Consider the following 19,274-nt stretch of genomic DNA (forward strand, 5'->3'; position numbering starts at 1 on the left):
ATTCAATAATTCAATCATTAAAATATCATGAGCATATTCGACAGATTATTCCGTATAGGTAAAGCAGAAGCTAATGCCGCAGTTGACAAATTAGAGGATCCTTCAAAAATGGCAGACCAGATACTGCGCGAGTTGAGGGAAAACTATCAACAAGCCATACAAGGCGAAGCTGAAATTAAGGCCCTTGCCCTGCAGCACCGCGCTAACGAATTACAGGCACGCAACAAAGCCATCGAGTGGGAAAACAAAACCAATGGACTGTTAGATAAGATAGAAGCGAAAGAACTGGACGAAGTACAAGGCAATGACCTTGCTGCCAAAGCAGCCCAGGCACATGCCGACGCGGCTAAAGAAGCTGATCAGTACAAAGGCATGGCCGAAAAAGAAGAAAGCGCTGTGGCTGTAATGGACCTGAAAATTAAACAGATAAAAGACCAGATAGCCGAAACTGAAAGCCGTGCCAAAATGATACAAAGCCGGGCTAAAACAGCCGAGGTATCTGAAAAGATAAACAAAACCTTATCAAACGTTGATACCGATGGTTTGATGGCTACTTTGAACCGGATGGATCAGCGTGCATCTGCACAGGAGTTCCGTGCGGCAGCTTACGCTCAGATTGAGGATTCAACTTTATCAACCGAGCAGGAAATCAATAAAGCGCTTGGCGAAGGTTCATCAAACTCAGCATTGGATGCGATAAAGGCTAAAAGGACTAAGTTGTTAAATTAAGGCCCCTAACCCCCTGAAGGGGGAAGAAAAACATACTCGTCATTGCGAGGTACGAAGCAATCCTAAACAGTCTATTCGCGCTTTGCACATCGCAGACATATCTGTCGAGGATTGCTTCGTGCCTCGCAATGACGTAATTTATTTAAAATCATGTATATTAACGATAACAATAAAAAAACCTACCAGGCTATCATTTTATTAAATGAACTGGTTAATGGTGACCATAAATTTCAAACCATTGGGAATGGCGATGATAAAGTGCTCGAACCGCTTTTTATCGAACTGATGGCAAAAGGTTACGTGCAAACATCGGGCATGTATTATGTAATTACCGCTAAGGGGCAAGAGGCATATGATAACTTTATGCAGCGCTACAGCGAGTATTTAAAGGTGTATGATGTATTCTCATTTGTTGATCTGGAGAAAGGTGAGTTCGCTTTTGCGCGTTACTTTGATTTTGATACCGATGCGCAATGGGATAATTTTAAGAACGACCAGCGTTTTGACGACCTGCGCATAGCCGTTGCATTGTTTAAAAAGGTAGATCCGGCCGAGATCGTATTTATGTCCTTCATCAACGAAAATCGTTTTGATACCACATCAGCCGGATGGCAGATGGATTTGGCATCGAACGATACCTGGAAAGAGATAGAAGAGATATGCGCTACAGCTATCAAGCCCGAAGAAGTGGGCGAAGACGCCATGGTTGATATGATAAAGCAAGGCTCGGAGTTAATGATAGGCCTTTTACAGGAGGAGATAAAGCAACGCGAGCAAGACAATGCCAATAATAATAATGGCGGCGAAACCGTAGTTTATGAAACGGTTGAGTACTATGAGCCTTATTACGATCCGTGGTACGTATCGCCAATATGGTTTGTGCCACTGTTTTTGTGGTAAAACAATCGTTCGGTTTTATTTGCAATAGCGATGGGTTTTAAAACTCATCGCTATTTTGTTTTTCAACAAGTTTAGCATCTTATTTACACATTCATTAATTTGCAACCTGCACATTAACTCATTTGCACATTTAAAAAATGCTTATCAACCTCTACAAACAAGCCTACAGCGGACTGTCACGCGACAGTTGGTACCTGTGTGCGGTAATGTTTGTTAACAGGTGCGGCACAATGGTGTTACCCTTCATGACGATTTATTGTACTCAAAAACTACACTTTAATATTGCACAGGCCGGTAGCATAATGGCTATTTATGGTTTGGGCGCAGTTTTAGGTGCATTTATTGGTGGCAGGGTGACTGACAAATTTGGCTTTTATGATCTGCAGGTATTTGCTTTACTAAGCGGCGGCCTATTGTTTATGCTGCTGGGGTTTCAAACCACGTTTCTGGCTATTGCGATTAACACATTTATATTGAGCATGTGTAACGAGTCGTTCAGGCCGGCAAACAGCGCGGCTGTTGCTGAATACAGTACCGAAGAAACTCGTACACGCTCGTTTTCGCTTAACCGTTTAGCTGTTAACCTGGGCTGGGCCTTTGGCAGTGGGTTTGGTGGCCTGATAGCAGCTGTTAATTACCATTTATTATTCTGGGTAGACGGCTGTACCAATATCCTTGCTGCTATTATGTTATTGAAACTCATACCCCGAACAAAATTTGTATCACCTAAGGCTATCGGCAAGGCAGAGAAAAAGGCATCATCGGCATATCGCGATCATGTTTACCTTATGTTTATTGGCTTAAGCGTGCTTTTTGGAATGTGCTTCTTCCAGATATTTGCCATGCAACCTGTGTTTTATAAAACGCAATGGCATTTAACCGAAGCATACATTGGCTTAACCATGACGGTGAGCGGTCTCATCATAACCTTTACCGAGATGCTCATCGTGAATAAACTGGAAGGTAAAAGGCACCAGTTGCAATACGCGGCAATAGGAGCGGTGGTAATTGGTTTTGCGTTTAGTATAGTAAATATATTACCGGCAGGTGCGGTTGTGGCCATGCTGGTAGCCGTGTTGCTTACCGTGGGTGAGATGATTGCCATGCCGTTTATGAGTTCGTTCTGGATATTGCGCACAACTGATTATAACAGGGGGCAATATGCAGCGCTGTATACCATGTCATGGTCTGCAGCGCAGGTGCTTGGGCCTTACCTGGGTGGCCTTGCCATTGGCTATGTTGGCTTTGTTGCTTTTTGGTGGATGGTTGGTAGCATATGTGTACTAACCGCGTTGGGCTTTATATGTTTATACTGGTTTACATATAGCAGTAAAACAAATAGTTATGTTGTTTAGATAACATAAACCACTTTTAAAGGTAACATTTATAGTTTTTTTTCGTCTTATAAAGGGTTATTGGAAAGTACAAAAGCTGTCATTTTTTTAACCTAATATTAAATTATTGTCAATTTTGGGTTAATAATTAATAATTTTGTAAGATAGGGTAGGATTTTTTATAATTTTGTATCTCTATTGAGAAGTATCTACAGTGTAGAAATGGGAAGAAAGAAGATATTATTTACTACCGGTTCTATGAACCAAACCATTCAGGTGCACGAAATAGCATCAGAGCTTTCTGAATACGATTGTTGGTTTAGTCACTTGTTTTCCGACTCATGGTCTATTAATGCCGCCATAAAACACACTAACTGGATAGACGGCACCATTATGGGTAACGAGTTCAGGTTAAATGCCGAAAAATACCTTAAAGCTCATGGCGCTCAAATAGATTACCGTGCTCAAATAAACGATTACGATCTTATTGTTTATTGCTCCGATTTGCTGATCCCGAAAAGGATGCAATCAGCTAAAACCATCTGGATACAAGAAGGGATGGTTGATAGGATGACCATGGCCAGTAAAATTGTAAAGGCTTTAAATTTACCGCGTTGGTGGTCTTTTAATACCTCGTTAAACGGCTCATCGAATATATGCGATGTGTATTGCATAGCATCAGAAGGGTATAAAAGCTATTTTACCAAACGAGGCTCTGATAACACAAAAATGTTTGTTACAGGCATGCCTAATTATGATGACCTGACACGCTTTGCCAATAACGATTTTCCTTACCATAATTATGTAATGGTAGCTACATCGGATATGCGCGAAACCTTTCGTTTTGAGAACAGGCCTGCATTTATTAAAAAAGCGGTTAGAATAGCCAAAGGCCGCCGGTTGTTGTTCAAATTACATCCCAACGAAAAATATGACAGGGCCGAGGCCGAGATCAGGAAATATGCCCCGGCAGATACGCTGATATTCCAGGCAGGTAATACCAACGAGATGATAGCCAATTGCGAAGAGCTGATCACGCAGTTCTCTACCGTTGTTTATACCGGTATAGCATTGGGTAAAAAGGTACATTCATACTTCGACCTCAAAGAATTAAAAAGGTTAAACCCTATACAGAATGGCGGCACATCGGCAAAAAATATAGCCAATATTTGCCGTGCCTTTTTAGAGTTTGAAGGCCCTAAAGAAGATTTTGTAAAAAAATACAAATACAGACCGGTTCTGTTTAAATACGCCGATAATGATCGGGTGTTAAAAGCGGTTTCTGCTTAAGATATATATGACTAAAGTTGTTATTGTTGTACAGGCCCGCATGTCGTCAACCCGATTGCCGGGTAAAGTACTATTGCCCATTTTAGGCGAAACCCTGTTGAAACGCATGATAGAGCGTTTGCAAATGATCAAACATGAGGCTACGATAGTGATCGCTACTTCGGATAGTGAGCAGGATGACATTTTGCAAACGGAGGCTGATAAAATAGGCGTGCCCTGCTTCCGCGGAAGTTTAGATAACTGCCTTGATCGCCACTACCAGGCAGGTTTAAAATATGGCGCCGATGTGGTAATTAAAATACCTTCGGATTGCCCGCTGATAGACCCCCGCATTATTGATGATGTATTAGATTTCTATTTTGCCCACAAAGGGGAATACGATTTTGTAAACAACCTGCACCCCGCCACCTGGCCTGATGGTAATGATGTGGAGATAATGACCATGGCCTGCATTGAGAAAGCCTGGAAAGAAGCCAGCCGTAAATTAGAACTGGAGCACACTACGCCATACATCTGGGAAAACCCCGGTAAATTCAGGATTGCGAATATTGAATGGTCGGCAGGGAAGGATTACTCCATGTCGCACAGGTTCACTATCGATTATCCGGAAGATTATGATTTCATTAAGCTGGTGTATGAAGAATTATATCCCGCCAAGGCTGATTTTTCATGTGATGATATCCTGAGCCTGCTGGAAAGCAAGCCTGAAATTTACGAGATAAACTCGGGCTATGCAGGTGTTAACTGGTACCGTAACCACCTTGACGAGTTGAAGACGGTAGGTGCCGGGCAGACAAAAACTTTATCCAATAAGCAAGTTTAACATTATTACTATATTTGCCAAACGTCGCTTTTTGCAGGCGTTTTTTATAAAATACTCTGTATGAATAATTTACCCGATATAGCTTTTAAGGTTCGCCAGCATATCATCCGCATGTCAACCGATGGTGGCTGTTTTGTGGGCGCTTCATTATCAGCTGCCGATTTGATCGTTTACCTGTACACCAGTTTTTTAAACATCAATAAAGACAACCTTGACGATCCGGATCGTGATTACCTTTTCCTTTCAAAAGGCCACGACGTACCTGCCCTTTATGGCACCTTTGCCGAGATCGGTTTGATGGATGTTGAAAGACTGAAAAACCACCTTTCGGTTGATGATAACATTTACTGGCACCCAAATACCAAAATACCGGGCATCGAGTTTCACTCGGGCTCATTAGGTCATTTGCCGTCGGTAGCTTTAGGTGTTGCTTTGGATATTAAAATGCGCGGCGGTAAAAACCGTGTGGTTTGTATTTTGGGCGATGGAGAGTTGAACGAAGGTACCTGTTGGGAAGCCGCTTTGGTAGCCAATGCACATAAACTGGATAACCTGATATTTGTTGTGGACAGGAATCAATTTCAGGCCAATATGGCAACAGAAGACCTGATACCACTCGAGCCATTACACGATAAGTTTACTGCCTTTGGAGCGGCTGTAAAGCGTATTGACGGGCATAGCTTTGATGCTTTGCACGAGGCATTTTCGGCTTATCCGTTCGAGACAGGTAAACTGAATGTGGTAATTGCCGATACCGTTCGAGGTAAAGGTTTGCCAAGCATACAGGCCCGTGCCGACCGCTGGTTCTGCAACTTTACCCACGAAGAGGTAGAGTCGCTTTTAAAAGAGCTGGCAGGTGACGAGACAACAAATTTAACATCAGAAACATTAGTAGTAAGATAAGATGTCGTACGAAGAATTATTGACCGAATTAGCTGTAAACGATGAGCGATTCATTGTAATGACAGCAGAGAACAGAGCTTTGATACGTAATTTGCCTGCCAAATTGGGCAAACGTTTTGTTGATACCGGTATAACCGAGCAAACCATGGTTGGCGCGGCTGCAGGTTTAGCTTTACGCGGACGCATCCCGGTGCTGCATGCCTTAGCTTCGTTTTTGAGCATGCGCGCTTTCGAGTTTGTGCGTACAGATGCAGGTATCCCGAATCTTCCTGTAAAGTTAAGCGCGTTTATCCCGGGTTTTTTATCGGACGGTAATGGCGCAACCCACCAGGCTATTGAGGACGTTGCTATTATGCGCGGCATACCAAATGTAACCGTATTTGCTGCCGCTGATGAGCAGGATTTAGTAGGCATGATAGAAACCATCTGGAACTCTCCAAACCCGGCTTACCTGCGTATCAACACCCGCAAAACAGATTACCAGCATACACCGTTTAAAATAGGTAAAGCCGAAGTAATAGCCGAAGGAACAGATGTAACTATACTGACTTACGGTTTATTGTTTGAGCAGGCTTTAATAGCTGTAGATATTTTAAAAGAGCAAGGCTTATCAGTTGGCTTGCTAAACATGCGCAGCTTAAAACCTGTGGATGAAGCAGCCATTATTAAAGTTGCCAAAACATCAAAACTATTGGTAACGCTTGAAGACCATTTTAATACAGGCGGCTTATACAGCATTGTTGCCGAAACTTTATTGAAACACCAAACTGCGGCCAAAGTAATGCCTTACGGATTGGATAAATGGTTTAAACCTGCTTTGTTGCCCGATGTACTGGCTTACGAAGGTTTTACCGGTAAACAAATTGCCGAAAAAATATTGGGCTACTCAACCAACGCTATCCAACCCGAAATAGCGACACCTGAATTTGCTGAATAATAACATTTAAACATTACAACGTTTAACATTACAACATTAAAAACATGCCAAATACCATAAAATTCAATGCCGATTATCCGGTTATCGAAAAATCGAACGAACTGTATGAGCGCGCTGTAAAAGTGCAAAAACCCGTTACCCAAACTTTAGCCAAAGGCCCCGGCCAGTGGACTAAAGGTGTAGCGCCAAAATATATCCAAAAAGGAAAAGGTTCGCACGTTTGGGATGTGGATGGCAATGAATATATTGATTATAACGCGGCTATTGGTCCGGTATCATTAGGTTACTGCTACCCTGCAGTTGACGAAGCGATAAAAAAACAACTGGAAGAAGGTATCACCTTCTCGCTGATGCACCCTTTGGAAGTTGAATATTCTGAACTGATCAAGGAAGTTATTCCTAACGCGGAAGCGGTTAAGATATCAAAAACAGGTGCCGATGTTTGCTCTGCCGCTATCCGTGTGGCACGCGCCTTTACCGGCCGCGAGAAGATATTTTGCTGTGGTTACCACGGATGGCACGATTGGTACATTGGTATCACCAGCCGTAACGCGGGTATCCCTGAGGCTATCCAGAACATGACTTATACTTTCGATTACAACAATATCGAAAGCATCAAAGCAGCATTGGATGAAACTGTTGCCGCTTTAATATTAGAACCATTTATTTTTGAGGCACCAAAGCCTGGCTTTTTGAAAGAGCTGGCCGAAGTTTGTACCGCAAACGGAACACTGCTGATATTTGATGAGATGTGGACAGGTTTCCGCATTGCATTAGGTGGCGCGCAGGAGTATTTTGATGTTAAGGCTGACTTAGCTGTGTTCTCAAAAGCTTGTGCTAACGGTATGCCGATAGCAATATTAACAGGTCGTGCCGATGTGATGGAATTGTTTAACTCTGAGGTATTCAGCTACACTACTTTTGGTGGCGAAACATTATCGTTAGCGGCATCTATCGCGACTATAAACGAACTTCGCGACAAGCAAGTGCCTAAATACCTTGACGAGAAAGGTGCTTTATTAAAAGATGGTTATAACCAGATAGCCATTGAGTTTGGTGTTGACCAATACACCCGCTGCATTGGCTATAACTGCCGCAGCATGGTAACTTTTACCCCGGAAGCCGGTAACGGTTTAGAGGTAAAGGCCTTTATGCAACAGGAAATGATCAAACGCGGTGTGCTTTGGGCAGGTTTCCATAACATGTGCTACAGCCACAGCGATCAGGATATTGAATATACCTTATCAGCTTACCGCGATGTAATGCCATTGCTGAAGGAAGCCATCGAAAGCAAGAACGTAAAATCGTACTTAAAAGGCGAAGTGTTAGAGGCTGTTTTCCGTAAGGTGAGCGATTATAACATCAAACCAAAAACGGTTTAAGCTGATGGATCTGTTTTCTTTAAAAAATAAAACTGCCATTGTTACCGGCGCTTTGGGCCTCATCGGCAAAAAGCATTGCGAAGCTTTGGCTTTGGCAGGAGCAAACGTAGTAGTAGCCGATGTTAACGAAGCTAAATCGCAGGAATTTGCAGCTACTTTGGGTGGTAATCACACCGGTATTGGGGTTGATGTTACCAGTCAGGATTCGCTAAAAGCAGCCCGTGATTTGGTTATCGCAAAATACGGTTCGATAGATATTTTGGTGAACAATGCGGCTATCAATGATATGTTTGAGAACCCGGCGATGGCTAAGGACTTGTCGGCGTTTGAGAACTACCCGTTGGATGCTTTCCAAAAATCAATCGATGTAAATATCACAGGTGTATTCCTGTGTTCGCAAATATTGGGTACCGTAATGGCCGAGCAAGGGTTTGGCAGCATTATCAATGTGGCCTCAACTTACGGTATGGTTGGCCCCGATCAAAGCATCTACCGCAATGAATGCGGCGAACAAACGTTCTATAAATCGGCTGCTTACCCGGTAACCAAGGGAGCGGTAATTAACTTCACCCGTTTTTTAGCTGCTTACTGGGGCGAAAAAGGTGTGAGGGTAAATACACTTTCGCCGGGTGGGGTAGAGAATAGCCAGAACGAGTTTTTTGTAAGCAATTATTCTGCTAAAACGCTGTTGGGCCGTATGGCGCAGCCTACAGATTACCAGGGCGCGCTGATCTATTTAGCAAGTGAGGCTTCGGCTTATATGACGGGAGCTAACTTGGTGGTTGACGGAGGGTGGACGGCGATCTGATGGAAGACGGAAGAGGTAAGATGGAAGATGTGATACAACAGAAAGCTGAAAAAGTTAAGATACTGATCACCGATTGCGACGGCGTTTTAACTGACGGCGGCGTATATTATGGTGAGAACGGCGAGGTGATGAAGAAGTTTAACATTAAGGATGGTATGGCTGTAGAGCGTATGCGTAACATCTGCAATGTGGAAACGGGTATTATTACCGGAGAAATGTCGCCATCGGTAGCTAAACGTGCCGAAAAGTTGAAGATAACCCAATTGCATTTGGGCGCTAAGGATAAACCTGCGGTGCTGGCTAAAATATTGGCCGAGTTAACCGAGCTAAAACCTGAAGAGATTGCCTACATAGGCGATGATGTGAACGACCTGGAAATTATGAAGTTGGTTGGCTTAACCGCCAGCCCGGCTGACGGGATTTCGTTTGTTAAAGATAAAGTAGATTATATTTGCCATGCAAAAGGTGGCGAAGGATGTTTCAGAGAGTTTGCCGAGCTCATAATTGCGGCCAAAACAAAAAAGTAAAAATATGTCTAAAACGATTAAATTGAATACCGGACGCAGCATTGGCGCAGGAGCACCTTGCTACATTATTGCCGAGATCGGTATCAACCACAACGGCTCATTAGAGATCGCAAAAAAATTAATTGACGAAGCTGCAGCCGCTAAGGTTGATGCCGTTAAATTTCAAAAACGTACACCCGAAATTTGTGTACCCAAAGATCAGTGGGAAATTATGCGTGATACCCCATGGGGCCGCATGAGCTACATCGATTACAAACGTAAAACCGAGTTTGGCGTTGAAGAATACGGCGCGATAGCCGACTATTGCAAAAGCTTAGGTATAGATTGGTTCGTTTCTGTTTGGGATGTAGATTCGGTTGATTTTATGGAAGCTTTTGATACCCCTGTTTACAAACTGGCATCAGCTTCGTTAACAGATTTCCCGTTAATCGAGAAGATATTAGCTACCGGCCGCCCCTTAATGTTATCGAGCGGTATGTCAACCAACCAGGAAATTGAAGATGCCATGAACCTGGTATTTAAATTTAACCCGGATTACCCGGTAATGATGGCTCATTCAACATCTGCTTACCCATGCAAACCGGAAGAGTTGAATTTGAAGATGATCCCAACCCTGGCTGCTAAATACCCAACAACACCAATAGGTTACTCTGGGCACGAGACTGGCTTAGCTACCACTGTTGCTGCTGCAGCAATTGGCGCGCACTTTGTTGAACGCCACTTTACATTAGACCGCGCCATGTGGGGGTCTGACCACGCGGCTTCGGTTGAGCCGGGAGGTTTCCAGCGTTTAGTAAAAGATATCCGCGATATCGAGATTGCTATGGGCGATGGTGTGAAAAAAGTATACGAAAGTGAAATAGGCCCGATGAAACGTTTACGCGTAAACATTAACGAGCCTGTAAAATAAACCATCATTTTTATGCGGCCAATTACAGGCTGCATAAGTAAATGCAGTGTAAACTTAGCCACATTTTTAATAAAGATGTGGCTAAGTCATTTTTTATAGGCTATACTAATGTTAATTTTGGACGTTTTACTTAAAACGCACTAACATAACCGTATGAAGTACGATTTAGAACACGTAACGTTTATTTGCTCAGTAATTTTAGGCTGCTGGATAGTTTTGATGATAGCGTGGGAGCGTATCTCACCATATCGCAAAGGGCTGCCTTTTTTTCGTGATGGCTTTTGGGTTGACCTGGTTTGGTATACCATTATACAGAGCTTTTTATTGAAGATACTAATATTCGATTATGTGATAGCCCCGGTACAGCATGCTTTACCTTTTGAGAGCAGCATACAGTTTGTTAAAAACTGGCCTTTGTTTTGGCAGGTGATGTTCTTTTTGGTAACCCACGATCTGTATATCTACCTGTTTCACCGTTTTCAGCACCATAGCAAATTTTTCTGGAGAACACATGAGGCACACCACTCGGGCAAGCATGTTGATTTTATGGCAGGCTCACGCTCGCACGCGCTCGAGATCGTTATTAACCAGACCATTGAGTTCGCGCCTATCATACTATTTGGCGCAGACCCGGTAGTAGTGCCTATTAAGGCTTGTTTGGATGCTGTGCAGGGCATGTTTATCCACGCTAATATTGATGTGAAGTTGGGGAAATTGAAATACCTCATTAATACGCCCGAACTGCACCTATGGCACCATGCTAACTATGTGGAAGTTTTTCATGCTAATTTCAGTACTAAGTTTGCCATCTGGGATCACCTTTTCGGAACGGCTTATGACCCCGGATTTAAACCCGGTAACGAACCTGAAAATTGGGGTTTGCATTATGATTATCCGCGCGATTACTTTTTGCAGCATGCCTTTTCGGTAAAGCGTTTTGATGAGCAAAAGCTATTGAGGTACAAATGGTTTGCCTGGTACTATGACCTGCGGCCCAACTTTATGAACTTTTTCAGGAAGCTGTTCGGTATGCCGCTGATGCAGGTGCCGAGAGAATTACCGTTATCAAAGCATCCACTTGATCAACCATCTGTTGAAACCCCCGAACCCGAATTGCAGGAAGTTTAAAACAATTTTATATCTTGCAGGTTTTAACCTAATCATTCACTAATACACATTAATTTGCGCTGGTTTTACTTATTTATCGCATCGTTGTTTGAGGCCCTCTGGACCTACTCTGTTAAATATTTTAATTTTAGCAATGTAAAAACCGTACGGTGGGATAACTTCTACAAAATGGATGGCGGATTGCCGATGCTGGCACCTTTGATCGGATATATCCTGTTTGGTATTGGTAATATTTTCTTTTTTTCGCTTTCACTGAAATCGTTAACCAACGCTACTGCCTATTCCGTTTGGACTGCCATGACCATCGTGGTGTTGAAGTGTATCGAGATATTCTACTTTAAACAAAAAATATCCATTGCCGAATTTGGCTTTATTATGATGATATTGGTAGGGATAGTGGGATTGAAGTTTGTTGCCGCACCGGAGAAGGTAATGCCGTAAAGCATAAGATCGTCATTGCGAGGCACGAAGCAACCTTCGATAGATAGGTTTGCGACATGCTAAACGCGAATAAATGGTTTAGGATTGCTTCGTACCTCGCAATGACGCGTTGAGAAGCAAATTGGGTATTTAACCCAGCAACTCCAAAAAAACAAATATCGCCGCAAACCCCGCGAAACCTAAGCTTATAAACCAGTACAGTCTTTTCTTCACCAAGATAGATATGGCGCCAATGGCAATAGCTATTTGGAATAAGGTAACCGAGCGGGCCAGCTTTTCGTGTTTGGCCACAAACTCATGCGATTCTTTCTCGAAGTCTTTTGTCTTTTCGGATGTTTCTTCCTGCTGCTTTTTGTTCTCGGCTATTTTTTCGGTACTGGCTTCATCTACGGGTTTGCCTATAGCGGCGAGTAATTTATTTTGGCTTATCAGCACCTCCGTTTTTATGCCTTTTGCCTGGTAGTAGGCCCACTGGTCGCTGGCGCGTATTTGGCTGAGCATAGACTCGTCGGCATAATGCGAAGCATATAGACCAGCAATGGCCGACAGTACCGCTATAACCGCGGTTGTTAAAGCCACATACACTATCCATTTATGTTTACCTTCTTCGGCAGCGTGATGCGCGCTTTCGTGAATATGTTCGTGGAGTGATTCGGTAGGGTCTTCTATTTCTTCCATATCAGTTGAATTATACAGCTTTCTTAACGCCTGCTATAAAATCTTTCAGGTAATAAGGTTCAAAATAAGCAATGTCTGCAAAAATACCCTCGTTAAATTTTTTTGTCGCAATTACCGCCATATCCTGCGCCGAGTTCACAAATGTTCCGTCAAATTGAGCGTTAGGGTTGTACTCCAGTATTGTCCGGCATTTTTCGGCACCATCGCCTAAAAAGATGACCTTGTTTTCTTTCAGTTGACCGGCAAAGCTGTTCTCGTCAATAATTTCGGCCGCGGTTGGTTTAATAACAGTTCCCGATTGGTCTAAAATAGCTGTATAAACCTCCATACGCCGGGCATCTATCATAGGGCACAACAAGGTGTCGTTACTTATTTGAATGTCCCCACGGGTCTTATAGCCCTGCGCCATGGCCGATAAGGTATCTACCGCTATCAAAGGTTTATCTAAAGCAAAACACAAACCTTTGGCTGTAGATACACCGATGCGTAAACCGGTATAGGAGCCCGGCCCGCTACTTATCGCGATAGCATCTAATTCTTCGATCTTTTTGCCGCTTTCAATAAAAAGTTCGTGTATGTAAACTGTAATCACCTCGGCATGTATATTGCGCTGGTTTATCTCGCGCAAAGCAATAATTTGATTATCCATTGCCAAAGCAACGGAGCATGATGTGGTAGCGGTTTCTATCAGTAATATTAAACTCATGTGTTCTCAGGGTACAGGATCATGCCCGTGGCCACCCCAGGGGTTGCAGCGGGCAATACGTTTCAAAGTTAACCATCCGCCTTTAAAGCTGCCATGTTTTTTTATGGCTTCTATTCCATATTGTGAGCAGGTAGGGGTGTAGCGGCATTGCGCGCCCAGTATTGGTGATAATAAATACTGATACAGCTTAATAAGCACTACAAAAAGACTGCCCAGCATGGTTTTCAATATGTTCAGGATGAGCGTCATGCTATCTGGCTGCAGATCTGGATGAGGGTTTTCTGCATCTTTTTTTCCATCAGGGCATAATCTTCAATCTCTTTACCAATATAAGCAAGGGATAAAATGATGGGTTTATTTATAGCGATAAGATGGTTGTACAGGTGTTCCTGCTTAGCCAGGCGATAAGCCTCGCGCATGCGCCGCTTAATGAGGTTGCGGTCCACGGCGTGCTTGTAGCGTTTTTTGGCTACAGCAAATAATACCTGCGCGGTAACCGTTTGGCTATCGGGCGCGGCAAGCCAGGAAACTTTAAAGGGATAACATAAAAAAGAAGAACCGCTATGAAAAAGGCTGTCAATAAGCCTTTTATTACATAACCGTTCTTCTTTTTTAAATGTATACATATTGATCGCTACTGTACCGAAAATAAAGAATTACCAGCCGGCATCAGTTCCCCGCAAGGGAAAAGAGCAATCAAATTATGCTTTGTGACGACGTTCGTCAGATACTGACAATCTTTTTCTTCCTTTAGCTCTTCTTGAAGCTAATATTCTGCGGCCATTCGCAGTTGACATACGTTCGCGGAAACCGTGTTTGTTTCTTCTTTTTCTTTGCGAAGGCTGAAACGTTCTTTTCATGATTATATTCTTATATACGTTGTTTTAAAAACAAGAGCGCAAATATAGCGTTGTTTTTTCATATTTCAAATGGTGATTTAAATTTTTATTCAGTGCGTTACTAACACTATGTTAATAACATTGGGTGTAAAATTTATTGATTAGGGCTTATTTTGCAATGTTTTATGTAATAATCGCGCTCGGAAGAAATAGATTGTTAATAAATATTGTGGATAACACTAACCCCTATTGATGATATGCGCCATAACGTACGCTTAGTTTTATTCGTTTTTGCAGCAGTAATTTTAACGGCCTGCCATTCCCGTAAGGCAGCGCTAAAATATTCATCAACAACAAATTTCAAACCCTCATCATCGCTGGCACAAAAGTATGCCGATATGATGAATGTTAAAAAAGGCGATATCCAAAACGGCAGGTTGTATGCTTTTATTAACGATTGGTATGGTACACCCTATCAATATGGTGGTATGAATAAGAATGGCACCGATTGCTCGGGCTTTGTTTTTCAGTTACAGCAACAGGTTTATGGCATTACGCTTCCGCGTAGTACAGGCGACCAGGTAAATGTAATAAAACGTAAATATGAGGGCCAATTACAAGAGGGCGACCTTGTTTTTTGGGATTACGATGGCAAGCGGTTTAGCCACGTAGGTGTTTACCTGCAAAATGATTACGTTGTGCATGCCAGCACACGCAAAGGTGTTATTATAGTAAAACTGCACGACCCGTCAACCTACCGTTATTTTTCCCGATGCGGTTCGGTACTGGCTTCGGTGCAATAATATTAGAGCTACTGATTTAAACTAAACCCACACACTTTTTAACAATGGAAAATTCTGTAAATTTGTCGCAAATGAGCGACGGAAAAGAAAACTACTCTTTTTGGACCAAATACAAAAAGCACGCTACAAGCGAGCTGCTGCTGTATGGCATCATGATTTTAGGTATAGTGCTTAGCCTTATCGCATTCAGTATTTTTAAAGATTAGGGGCGTATAGCGGGTTAATTTTTTTCGATGGTAACAACGTAGTTATCGGCATCGTAAATATCCTGGTAAAAATCTACCAATTCTGTATAAGTATCTTTACTAAATGTACCGTTAATGATTTGCAGGCTGCGTTTGTAGATGAGCTTGTTATTTTCAACCCGCATACTTATGCTGTATTTACCAAAGGGTTTAGTCAAACTGGTTGATGGGAGCCTGTTTTTTATTTTGAAGCCTTCGGGTAAATTGAAACTTATCTCGTCAATATCAGTATATCCCCGGTTGATATAAACATCAGTAACCCGGTTCATTATGTTTTTAAGTGGTTTAATGTAGCGGCTGGCTATGTTAGGTGTAAAAAAATATCGTTCGCCATTTTGGGCCATGTAATCGCGGGCGTTAAACGTTATTATTTCGGTAGTAGTGGGATCGGTGTTTTTACTTTGTGTTACTGATAATGCTTTTACATCAAAGTTTTCTATAGGGTAAATGTTTTTTATTTTTTTTACCTGCTCGGTAAATGTTTCATTTACTAATTCGTCTCTGTTATCGTATTGCGTTCCTTTAAATGCTGTTATCATTTCGCCGCTTAATTGTCCATTTGGCGTAATAGTAAAGTTTGCTGTACGTATTTGCTTATTGGTTTCTGGCGTAAAGGCGGGGGTACGCATAAGTTTGCCACCACCCGGGGTACAGGCAACAACAAGTCTGTCATCGGTAAAGCTACCTAAATAACCAAATGGGTTTTCTTTGCTGGTACAATCTATCCAGGTGGTGTCATTTTTAAAGGGCAGGCATAAAATAACGTGGTTAAACTGGTTCATGCTTGCAAAATCGGGTATTGCGCTTTGTTTGGTTGAGCCTGCCATATTTAACACATAGTACGATTCGATACCTGCCACGGCCAGCAGGCTTTGTGTATAGTTTACTAAGGCCTTACAATCGCCGTAGCTTTGCTGGTCAACCTCGGTAGCGGTAAATGGCTGGTAACCCCCAATGCCAATTTGAACGCTCACGTACCGTGTTTTTTGCTGCATGTACTCGTATATTTTTTTAGCTTTTAGTTTAGCATCGCTAATGCCTGCTGTTAAGGTTTTGATATGATTGATGGTTTCATCGGGGAGGGCGCTCCGGTTTTTTAGCAGTTTATCATAAATAAATTTGCCATACTCATCCCAATTAGTAAATGAGCCCGATACACCTGCGTAACTAAACTTTTCGGGAGCTATTTTTACCGATGGGAATATCTTATCATCAATAGGGCTGTAAGGTTCATCGCGTAAAGCTTTTATATTTTTAATCTCCCACCCATATGTTTTTAAGCCATTTTGCGTAGCGCCAATAGTAACATCACCGGGTTTGTTAAGCGCTTTGTAGCGGATATTAAAATCGGGTTTACAAATGAGTTTATATGAGCTATGCTCAACGGATACTCCCGTTGATTGACGCCCATTTGGATCCCAATCTGGTAAAAAGAGTGTTTGTTTGGCGTACATTTCGTAATCATACTCAACAGTATAGGGGTAAGTTGTAATTGCAGGTTTAAAATACTTAAAGCGGGCATCCAAAAAAAGAGAGAAGCCATCTGCCGAGCTATGATCATCAAAATCGCGCTCGGCTATTTTTTTAATCGGTTTTCCAAACTCATCATACACTGTTCCCTTAACTGATTTTATGCCGCCAGATTTATTATAGTACAAGTATAAGGAAGCTTCACTGTCGCCATTTTTGTTGAGTACTGTTACTGCATATTTAACATGCCTGGTTACGGCATCAAGGCTTTTAACTTCTATTATATTCTCGTTTTCACGAATAATGGCTTCCGCACGTGATAGCAGCTCTTTTGGGATCAAACTTACATCATAGTTCTGTTGACTGTAAACCGATGAACCAATGAACAATAAAATTAACAGGGAACAATATCTCATGGTTTCTTTTTAAATACAATGTTGGCTTTTTGATGTTGGATGATCTTATTAAAAAGCTCCCTCAGGTACGGATATTCTTCGGGGAAATAAATGGCTTTGCTTAGTTGCTCTATCTGAGCGTATGTAATCAAATTGCCTTCTGCGCTAATGCTGGTTAAAAATTTGCCGCCATTATTTGGCAGGCCCATAGCAACCGGTGCAGGCTGCTCTGCAATGGTATAGTTTTCGGGAAACGATAGTGTGAGGGTAGTAGATTGGCTAATGGCAGAACCAAGATCAACAGGGTAAGTGCGTTTGTCCAATTTAAAAGGATTCTGCGTTTCTTTATCATAAAAAGACGGATTAAAGTTGATGATATCCTGATTGGCCGTGGCAATGCTAAACTCTATGTCGTATTTTTCAACAATAGGCTGGTCGAGCGTGTCAACACCCGAAATATCCCATTTTGTGATTTTTGCTTTGCTTAACTTTTCGGCAACACTTTCAGCATACTCATCCATCGAGTTAAATTTTTTTATGGCTTTACGCTTCTCGTATGCAGCATAGCCTATTGAAAAATTAGTTATCGTACCTTTTATCTTACCGTTAGCCTGCAAAGCAAGATTGATATTTGTTGTGGTATTGCGCTTTTGTGGCTGTACCATATCTATCCAGTATGATGGTTTGGTTAAGCTCATTACCCGGCCCTGATCGTTAATACAATGCAGCGGCAATAAGCCAAATGGAAGCATTGGGTCAGTAGCATCCAATAAATAGGGGTGGTTGTTAATTTCTATCCGGGCTACTACATAATTGAACTCGCTTATAACCGGATATAATTTATTGATAATGCCATTTTTTCGTGTCGATAAGATCACCGCATCGGCATTTATGCCTGCAGTATTTAAAGCAGATATAAGTGTTAAATTAATATCGCCTACGCTACCTGTATGTGTTTCGATGGCTTTTTTTATACCGTCATTGCTATATTTAGTATAGTCGTTATTAAACTTGAACCATTTTTGCAGGTAGGTATAAATGGCTTTGGCTTTTTGCAGTGTATCGGTAATGGCCAGCAGGTTTGGAGGTAAATGGTCTTTTAATATGCCGGTGCGTTTCATCTGGTCGCCAAAAGACTCGTTGTGCTTAAGGTTATAATCAACATCTTTCCATTCTTGTGTTTTCGGTTCTTTTTTTCCATACTGATTGGTCATGGCTGATAGCTCATAATAAATAGCCGATATATAATTGGATGCCGCAGTCATGTAATCTTCTTCAATAAAGGCCGGAATATCTTTTATGGCGTACATTATCTTCGAACAATCAGCCTTGATGCCATAATAGCTAAAACAGCCCTGCTCCAAATCGGCAGTGTTTTTAGAAAGCTTTAAATAGCCACGTAATACGGTATTGAACTCGTAAATGGCTGGTATGTGTGCTTCATACTCCGAGTACATTTTAGGTATTTCCGATTGAAATATCCATGGATGGAAATTAAAATGATATGGCGATTCGGTAGTGTATGTATATTCAATAATACAGCCATCTCTTAAGTTAGGCATTGCAAATTTTACTATTTCGCGGTGCTTATCTCTTTTCTCGTGGAATATTTTTGACGATTCCAATTCTGTTTTGCGTACAAGGCCGTTCTCATCGGTATAAAAAGTTATACCTTTTATATCTCTAACCGTTTCGAAGGTGTTGTTATCGCCGGTGTATAAGTAAATGGCTACATCGCCCTGGTTAAAGCCTTTGCTATCAAATATCTTTATGCGTACGTGATATTCATGTATCAATGGCATTTGACTGGCATCACTTATAAATGATTTGCCAAACTCCCTTAACACAACGGCATGCGCACTGGTATCTTTATCGTATTTTTTCAGGTTCATATCGGCAGCATCTATTTTACCAAAGTCGAAATCCTGGCATAAGGCTGTAAATGAAACTGATATGGTAAAAAGTAAAGTAAAAATTTTCTTCATGTTTGGGAGTGGTATTATCAGGGTGTTAAAATAGTTAGTTA

At 42.0% G+C, this 19,274-nt stretch carries 22 protein-coding genes; 15 read left to right on the forward strand and 7 right to left on the reverse strand.

Translation table 11 applies throughout. The features are described from left to right. The first annotated feature begins 27 nt into the window (after positions 1-27). From KXQ82_RS06120 to KXQ82_RS06180, 13 genes are all read left to right on the forward strand, one after another. Positions 28-729 (forward strand): PspA/IM30 family protein, encoded by a 702-nt coding sequence (locus tag KXQ82_RS06120; protein WP_219487272.1) that lies wholly within the window; start codon positions 28-30, stop codon positions 727-729. 150 nt (positions 730-879) lie between these two features. Continuing rightward, a complete protein-coding gene (locus KXQ82_RS06125) occupies positions 880-1,629 on the forward strand; it encodes a hypothetical protein (RefSeq protein ID WP_219487273.1) in 750 nt (249 codons plus the stop codon). Between the two features lie 137 nt (positions 1,630-1,766). Next, positions 1,767-2,984, forward strand: a complete 1,218-nt coding sequence (locus KXQ82_RS06130) for an MFS transporter (RefSeq protein ID WP_219487274.1) — start codon at positions 1,767-1,769, stop codon at positions 2,982-2,984. A gap of 201 nt (positions 2,985-3,185) precedes the next feature. After that, positions 3,186-4,253: a hypothetical protein gene (locus KXQ82_RS06135; protein ID WP_219487275.1), complete on the forward strand. Its 1,068-nt coding sequence runs from the start codon at positions 3,186-3,188 to the stop codon at positions 4,251-4,253. Positions 4,254-4,260: 7 nt separating this feature from the next. Next, the gene (locus KXQ82_RS06140; protein WP_219487276.1) at positions 4,261-5,076 is read left to right on the forward strand and encodes a cytidylyltransferase domain-containing protein; all 816 of its coding nucleotides are present in this window, start codon (positions 4,261-4,263) and stop codon (positions 5,074-5,076) included. 60 nt (positions 5,077-5,136) lie between these two features. After that, positions 5,137-5,979 (forward strand): transketolase, encoded by an 843-nt coding sequence (locus tag KXQ82_RS06145; RefSeq protein ID WP_219487277.1) that lies wholly within the window; start codon positions 5,137-5,139, stop codon positions 5,977-5,979. A gap of 1 nt (position 5,980) precedes the next feature. Further along, on the forward strand, positions 5,981-6,916 hold the full coding sequence (locus KXQ82_RS06150) for a transketolase family protein (protein ID WP_219487278.1): 936 nt from the start codon (positions 5,981-5,983) through the stop codon (positions 6,914-6,916). Positions 6,917-6,960: 44 nt separating this feature from the next. Further along, positions 6,961-8,298 carry an aminotransferase class III-fold pyridoxal phosphate-dependent enzyme gene (locus KXQ82_RS06155; RefSeq protein ID WP_219487279.1) on the forward strand — a complete coding sequence of 446 codons (1,338 nt, stop codon included), beginning with the start codon at positions 6,961-6,963 and terminating at the stop codon, positions 8,296-8,298. Between the two features lie 4 nt (positions 8,299-8,302). After that, positions 8,303-9,106, forward strand: coding sequence for an SDR family oxidoreductase (locus KXQ82_RS06160; protein ID WP_219487280.1), 804 nt, complete (start codon positions 8,303-8,305; stop codon positions 9,104-9,106). Then, positions 9,106-9,633, forward strand: a complete 528-nt coding sequence (locus tag KXQ82_RS06165) for a KdsC family phosphatase (protein ID WP_219487281.1) — start codon at positions 9,106-9,108, stop codon at positions 9,631-9,633. Before KXQ82_RS06160 ends, KXQ82_RS06165 begins: the two co-directional genes overlap by 1 nt. A gap of 4 nt (positions 9,634-9,637) precedes the next feature. Further along, a complete protein-coding gene (locus KXQ82_RS06170) occupies positions 9,638-10,543 on the forward strand; it encodes an N-acetylneuraminate synthase family protein (protein WP_219487282.1) in 906 nt (301 codons plus the stop codon). 153 nt (positions 10,544-10,696) lie between these two features. Beyond that, on the forward strand, positions 10,697-11,671 hold the full coding sequence (locus KXQ82_RS06175) for a sterol desaturase family protein (RefSeq protein WP_219487283.1): 975 nt from the start codon (positions 10,697-10,699) through the stop codon (positions 11,669-11,671). Positions 11,672-11,725: 54 nt separating this feature from the next. Then, positions 11,726-12,112: a DMT family transporter gene (locus KXQ82_RS06180; protein ID WP_219487284.1), complete on the forward strand. Its 387-nt coding sequence runs from the start codon at positions 11,726-11,728 to the stop codon at positions 12,110-12,112. Between the two features lie 129 nt (positions 12,113-12,241). On the opposite strand, the gene KXQ82_RS06185 is transcribed toward KXQ82_RS06180, so the two are convergent. The 5 genes from KXQ82_RS06185 to rpmH all read right to left on the reverse strand — a co-directional run bounded on the left by KXQ82_RS06185 (position 12,242) and on the right by rpmH (position 14,356). Further along, a complete protein-coding gene (locus KXQ82_RS06185; RefSeq protein ID WP_219487285.1) occupies positions 12,242-12,790 on the reverse strand; it encodes a DUF4337 domain-containing protein in 549 nt (182 codons plus the stop codon). A 10-nt stretch (positions 12,791-12,800) separates the two neighbouring features. Continuing rightward, positions 12,801-13,496, reverse strand: a complete 696-nt coding sequence (gene tsaB, locus KXQ82_RS06190; RefSeq protein WP_219487286.1) for a tRNA (adenosine(37)-N6)-threonylcarbamoyltransferase complex dimerization subunit type 1 TsaB — start codon at positions 13,494-13,496, stop codon at positions 12,801-12,803. Between the two features lie 6 nt (positions 13,497-13,502). After that, positions 13,503-13,745 carry a membrane protein insertion efficiency factor YidD gene (yidD, locus tag KXQ82_RS06195; RefSeq protein ID WP_219487287.1) on the reverse strand — a complete coding sequence of 81 codons (243 nt, stop codon included), beginning with the start codon at positions 13,743-13,745 and terminating at the stop codon, positions 13,503-13,505. Beyond that, entirely contained in the window at positions 13,742-14,122 is a 381-nt protein-coding gene (gene rnpA, locus KXQ82_RS06200) for a ribonuclease P protein component (protein WP_219487288.1), read from the reverse strand. The genes yidD and rnpA overlap by 4 nt, the downstream gene beginning before the upstream one ends. 75 nt (positions 14,123-14,197) lie before the next feature. After that, entirely contained in the window at positions 14,198-14,356 is a 159-nt protein-coding gene (gene rpmH / locus KXQ82_RS06205; protein ID WP_008511763.1) for a 50S ribosomal protein L34, read from the reverse strand. A gap of 206 nt (positions 14,357-14,562) precedes the next feature. On the opposite strand from rpmH, the gene KXQ82_RS06210 reads away from it, so the two are divergent. Both KXQ82_RS06210 and KXQ82_RS06215 read left to right on the forward strand, forming a co-directional pair. Next, the gene (locus tag KXQ82_RS06210) at positions 14,563-15,138 is read left to right on the forward strand and encodes a C40 family peptidase (RefSeq protein WP_255563477.1); all 576 of its coding nucleotides are present in this window, start codon (positions 14,563-14,565) and stop codon (positions 15,136-15,138) included. Positions 15,139-15,182: 44 nt separating this feature from the next. Continuing rightward, complete coding sequence (locus KXQ82_RS06215) at positions 15,183-15,344, forward strand: hypothetical protein (protein ID WP_219487289.1); 162 nt, start codon at positions 15,183-15,185, stop codon at positions 15,342-15,344. A gap of 14 nt (positions 15,345-15,358) precedes the next feature. Here KXQ82_RS06215 and KXQ82_RS06220 read toward each other — a convergent pair whose 3' ends face one another. Together KXQ82_RS06220 and KXQ82_RS06225 are read right to left on the reverse strand one after the other, a co-directional pair. Next, on the reverse strand, positions 15,359-17,269 hold the full coding sequence (locus tag KXQ82_RS06220; protein ID WP_219487290.1) for a DUF3857 domain-containing protein: 1,911 nt from the start codon (positions 17,267-17,269) through the stop codon (positions 15,359-15,361). Next, positions 17,266-19,233 carry a DUF3858 domain-containing protein gene (locus KXQ82_RS06225; protein WP_219487291.1) on the reverse strand — a complete coding sequence of 656 codons (1,968 nt, stop codon included), beginning with the start codon at positions 19,231-19,233 and terminating at the stop codon, positions 17,266-17,268. The genes KXQ82_RS06220 and KXQ82_RS06225 overlap by 4 nt, the downstream gene beginning before the upstream one ends. Between the last annotated feature and the right edge of the window lie 41 nt (positions 19,234-19,274).

It is taken from the genome of Mucilaginibacter rivuli, from assembly GCF_019391655.1.
GTDB classification, from domain to species: domain Bacteria; phylum Bacteroidota; class Bacteroidia; order Sphingobacteriales; family Sphingobacteriaceae; genus Mucilaginibacter; species Mucilaginibacter rivuli.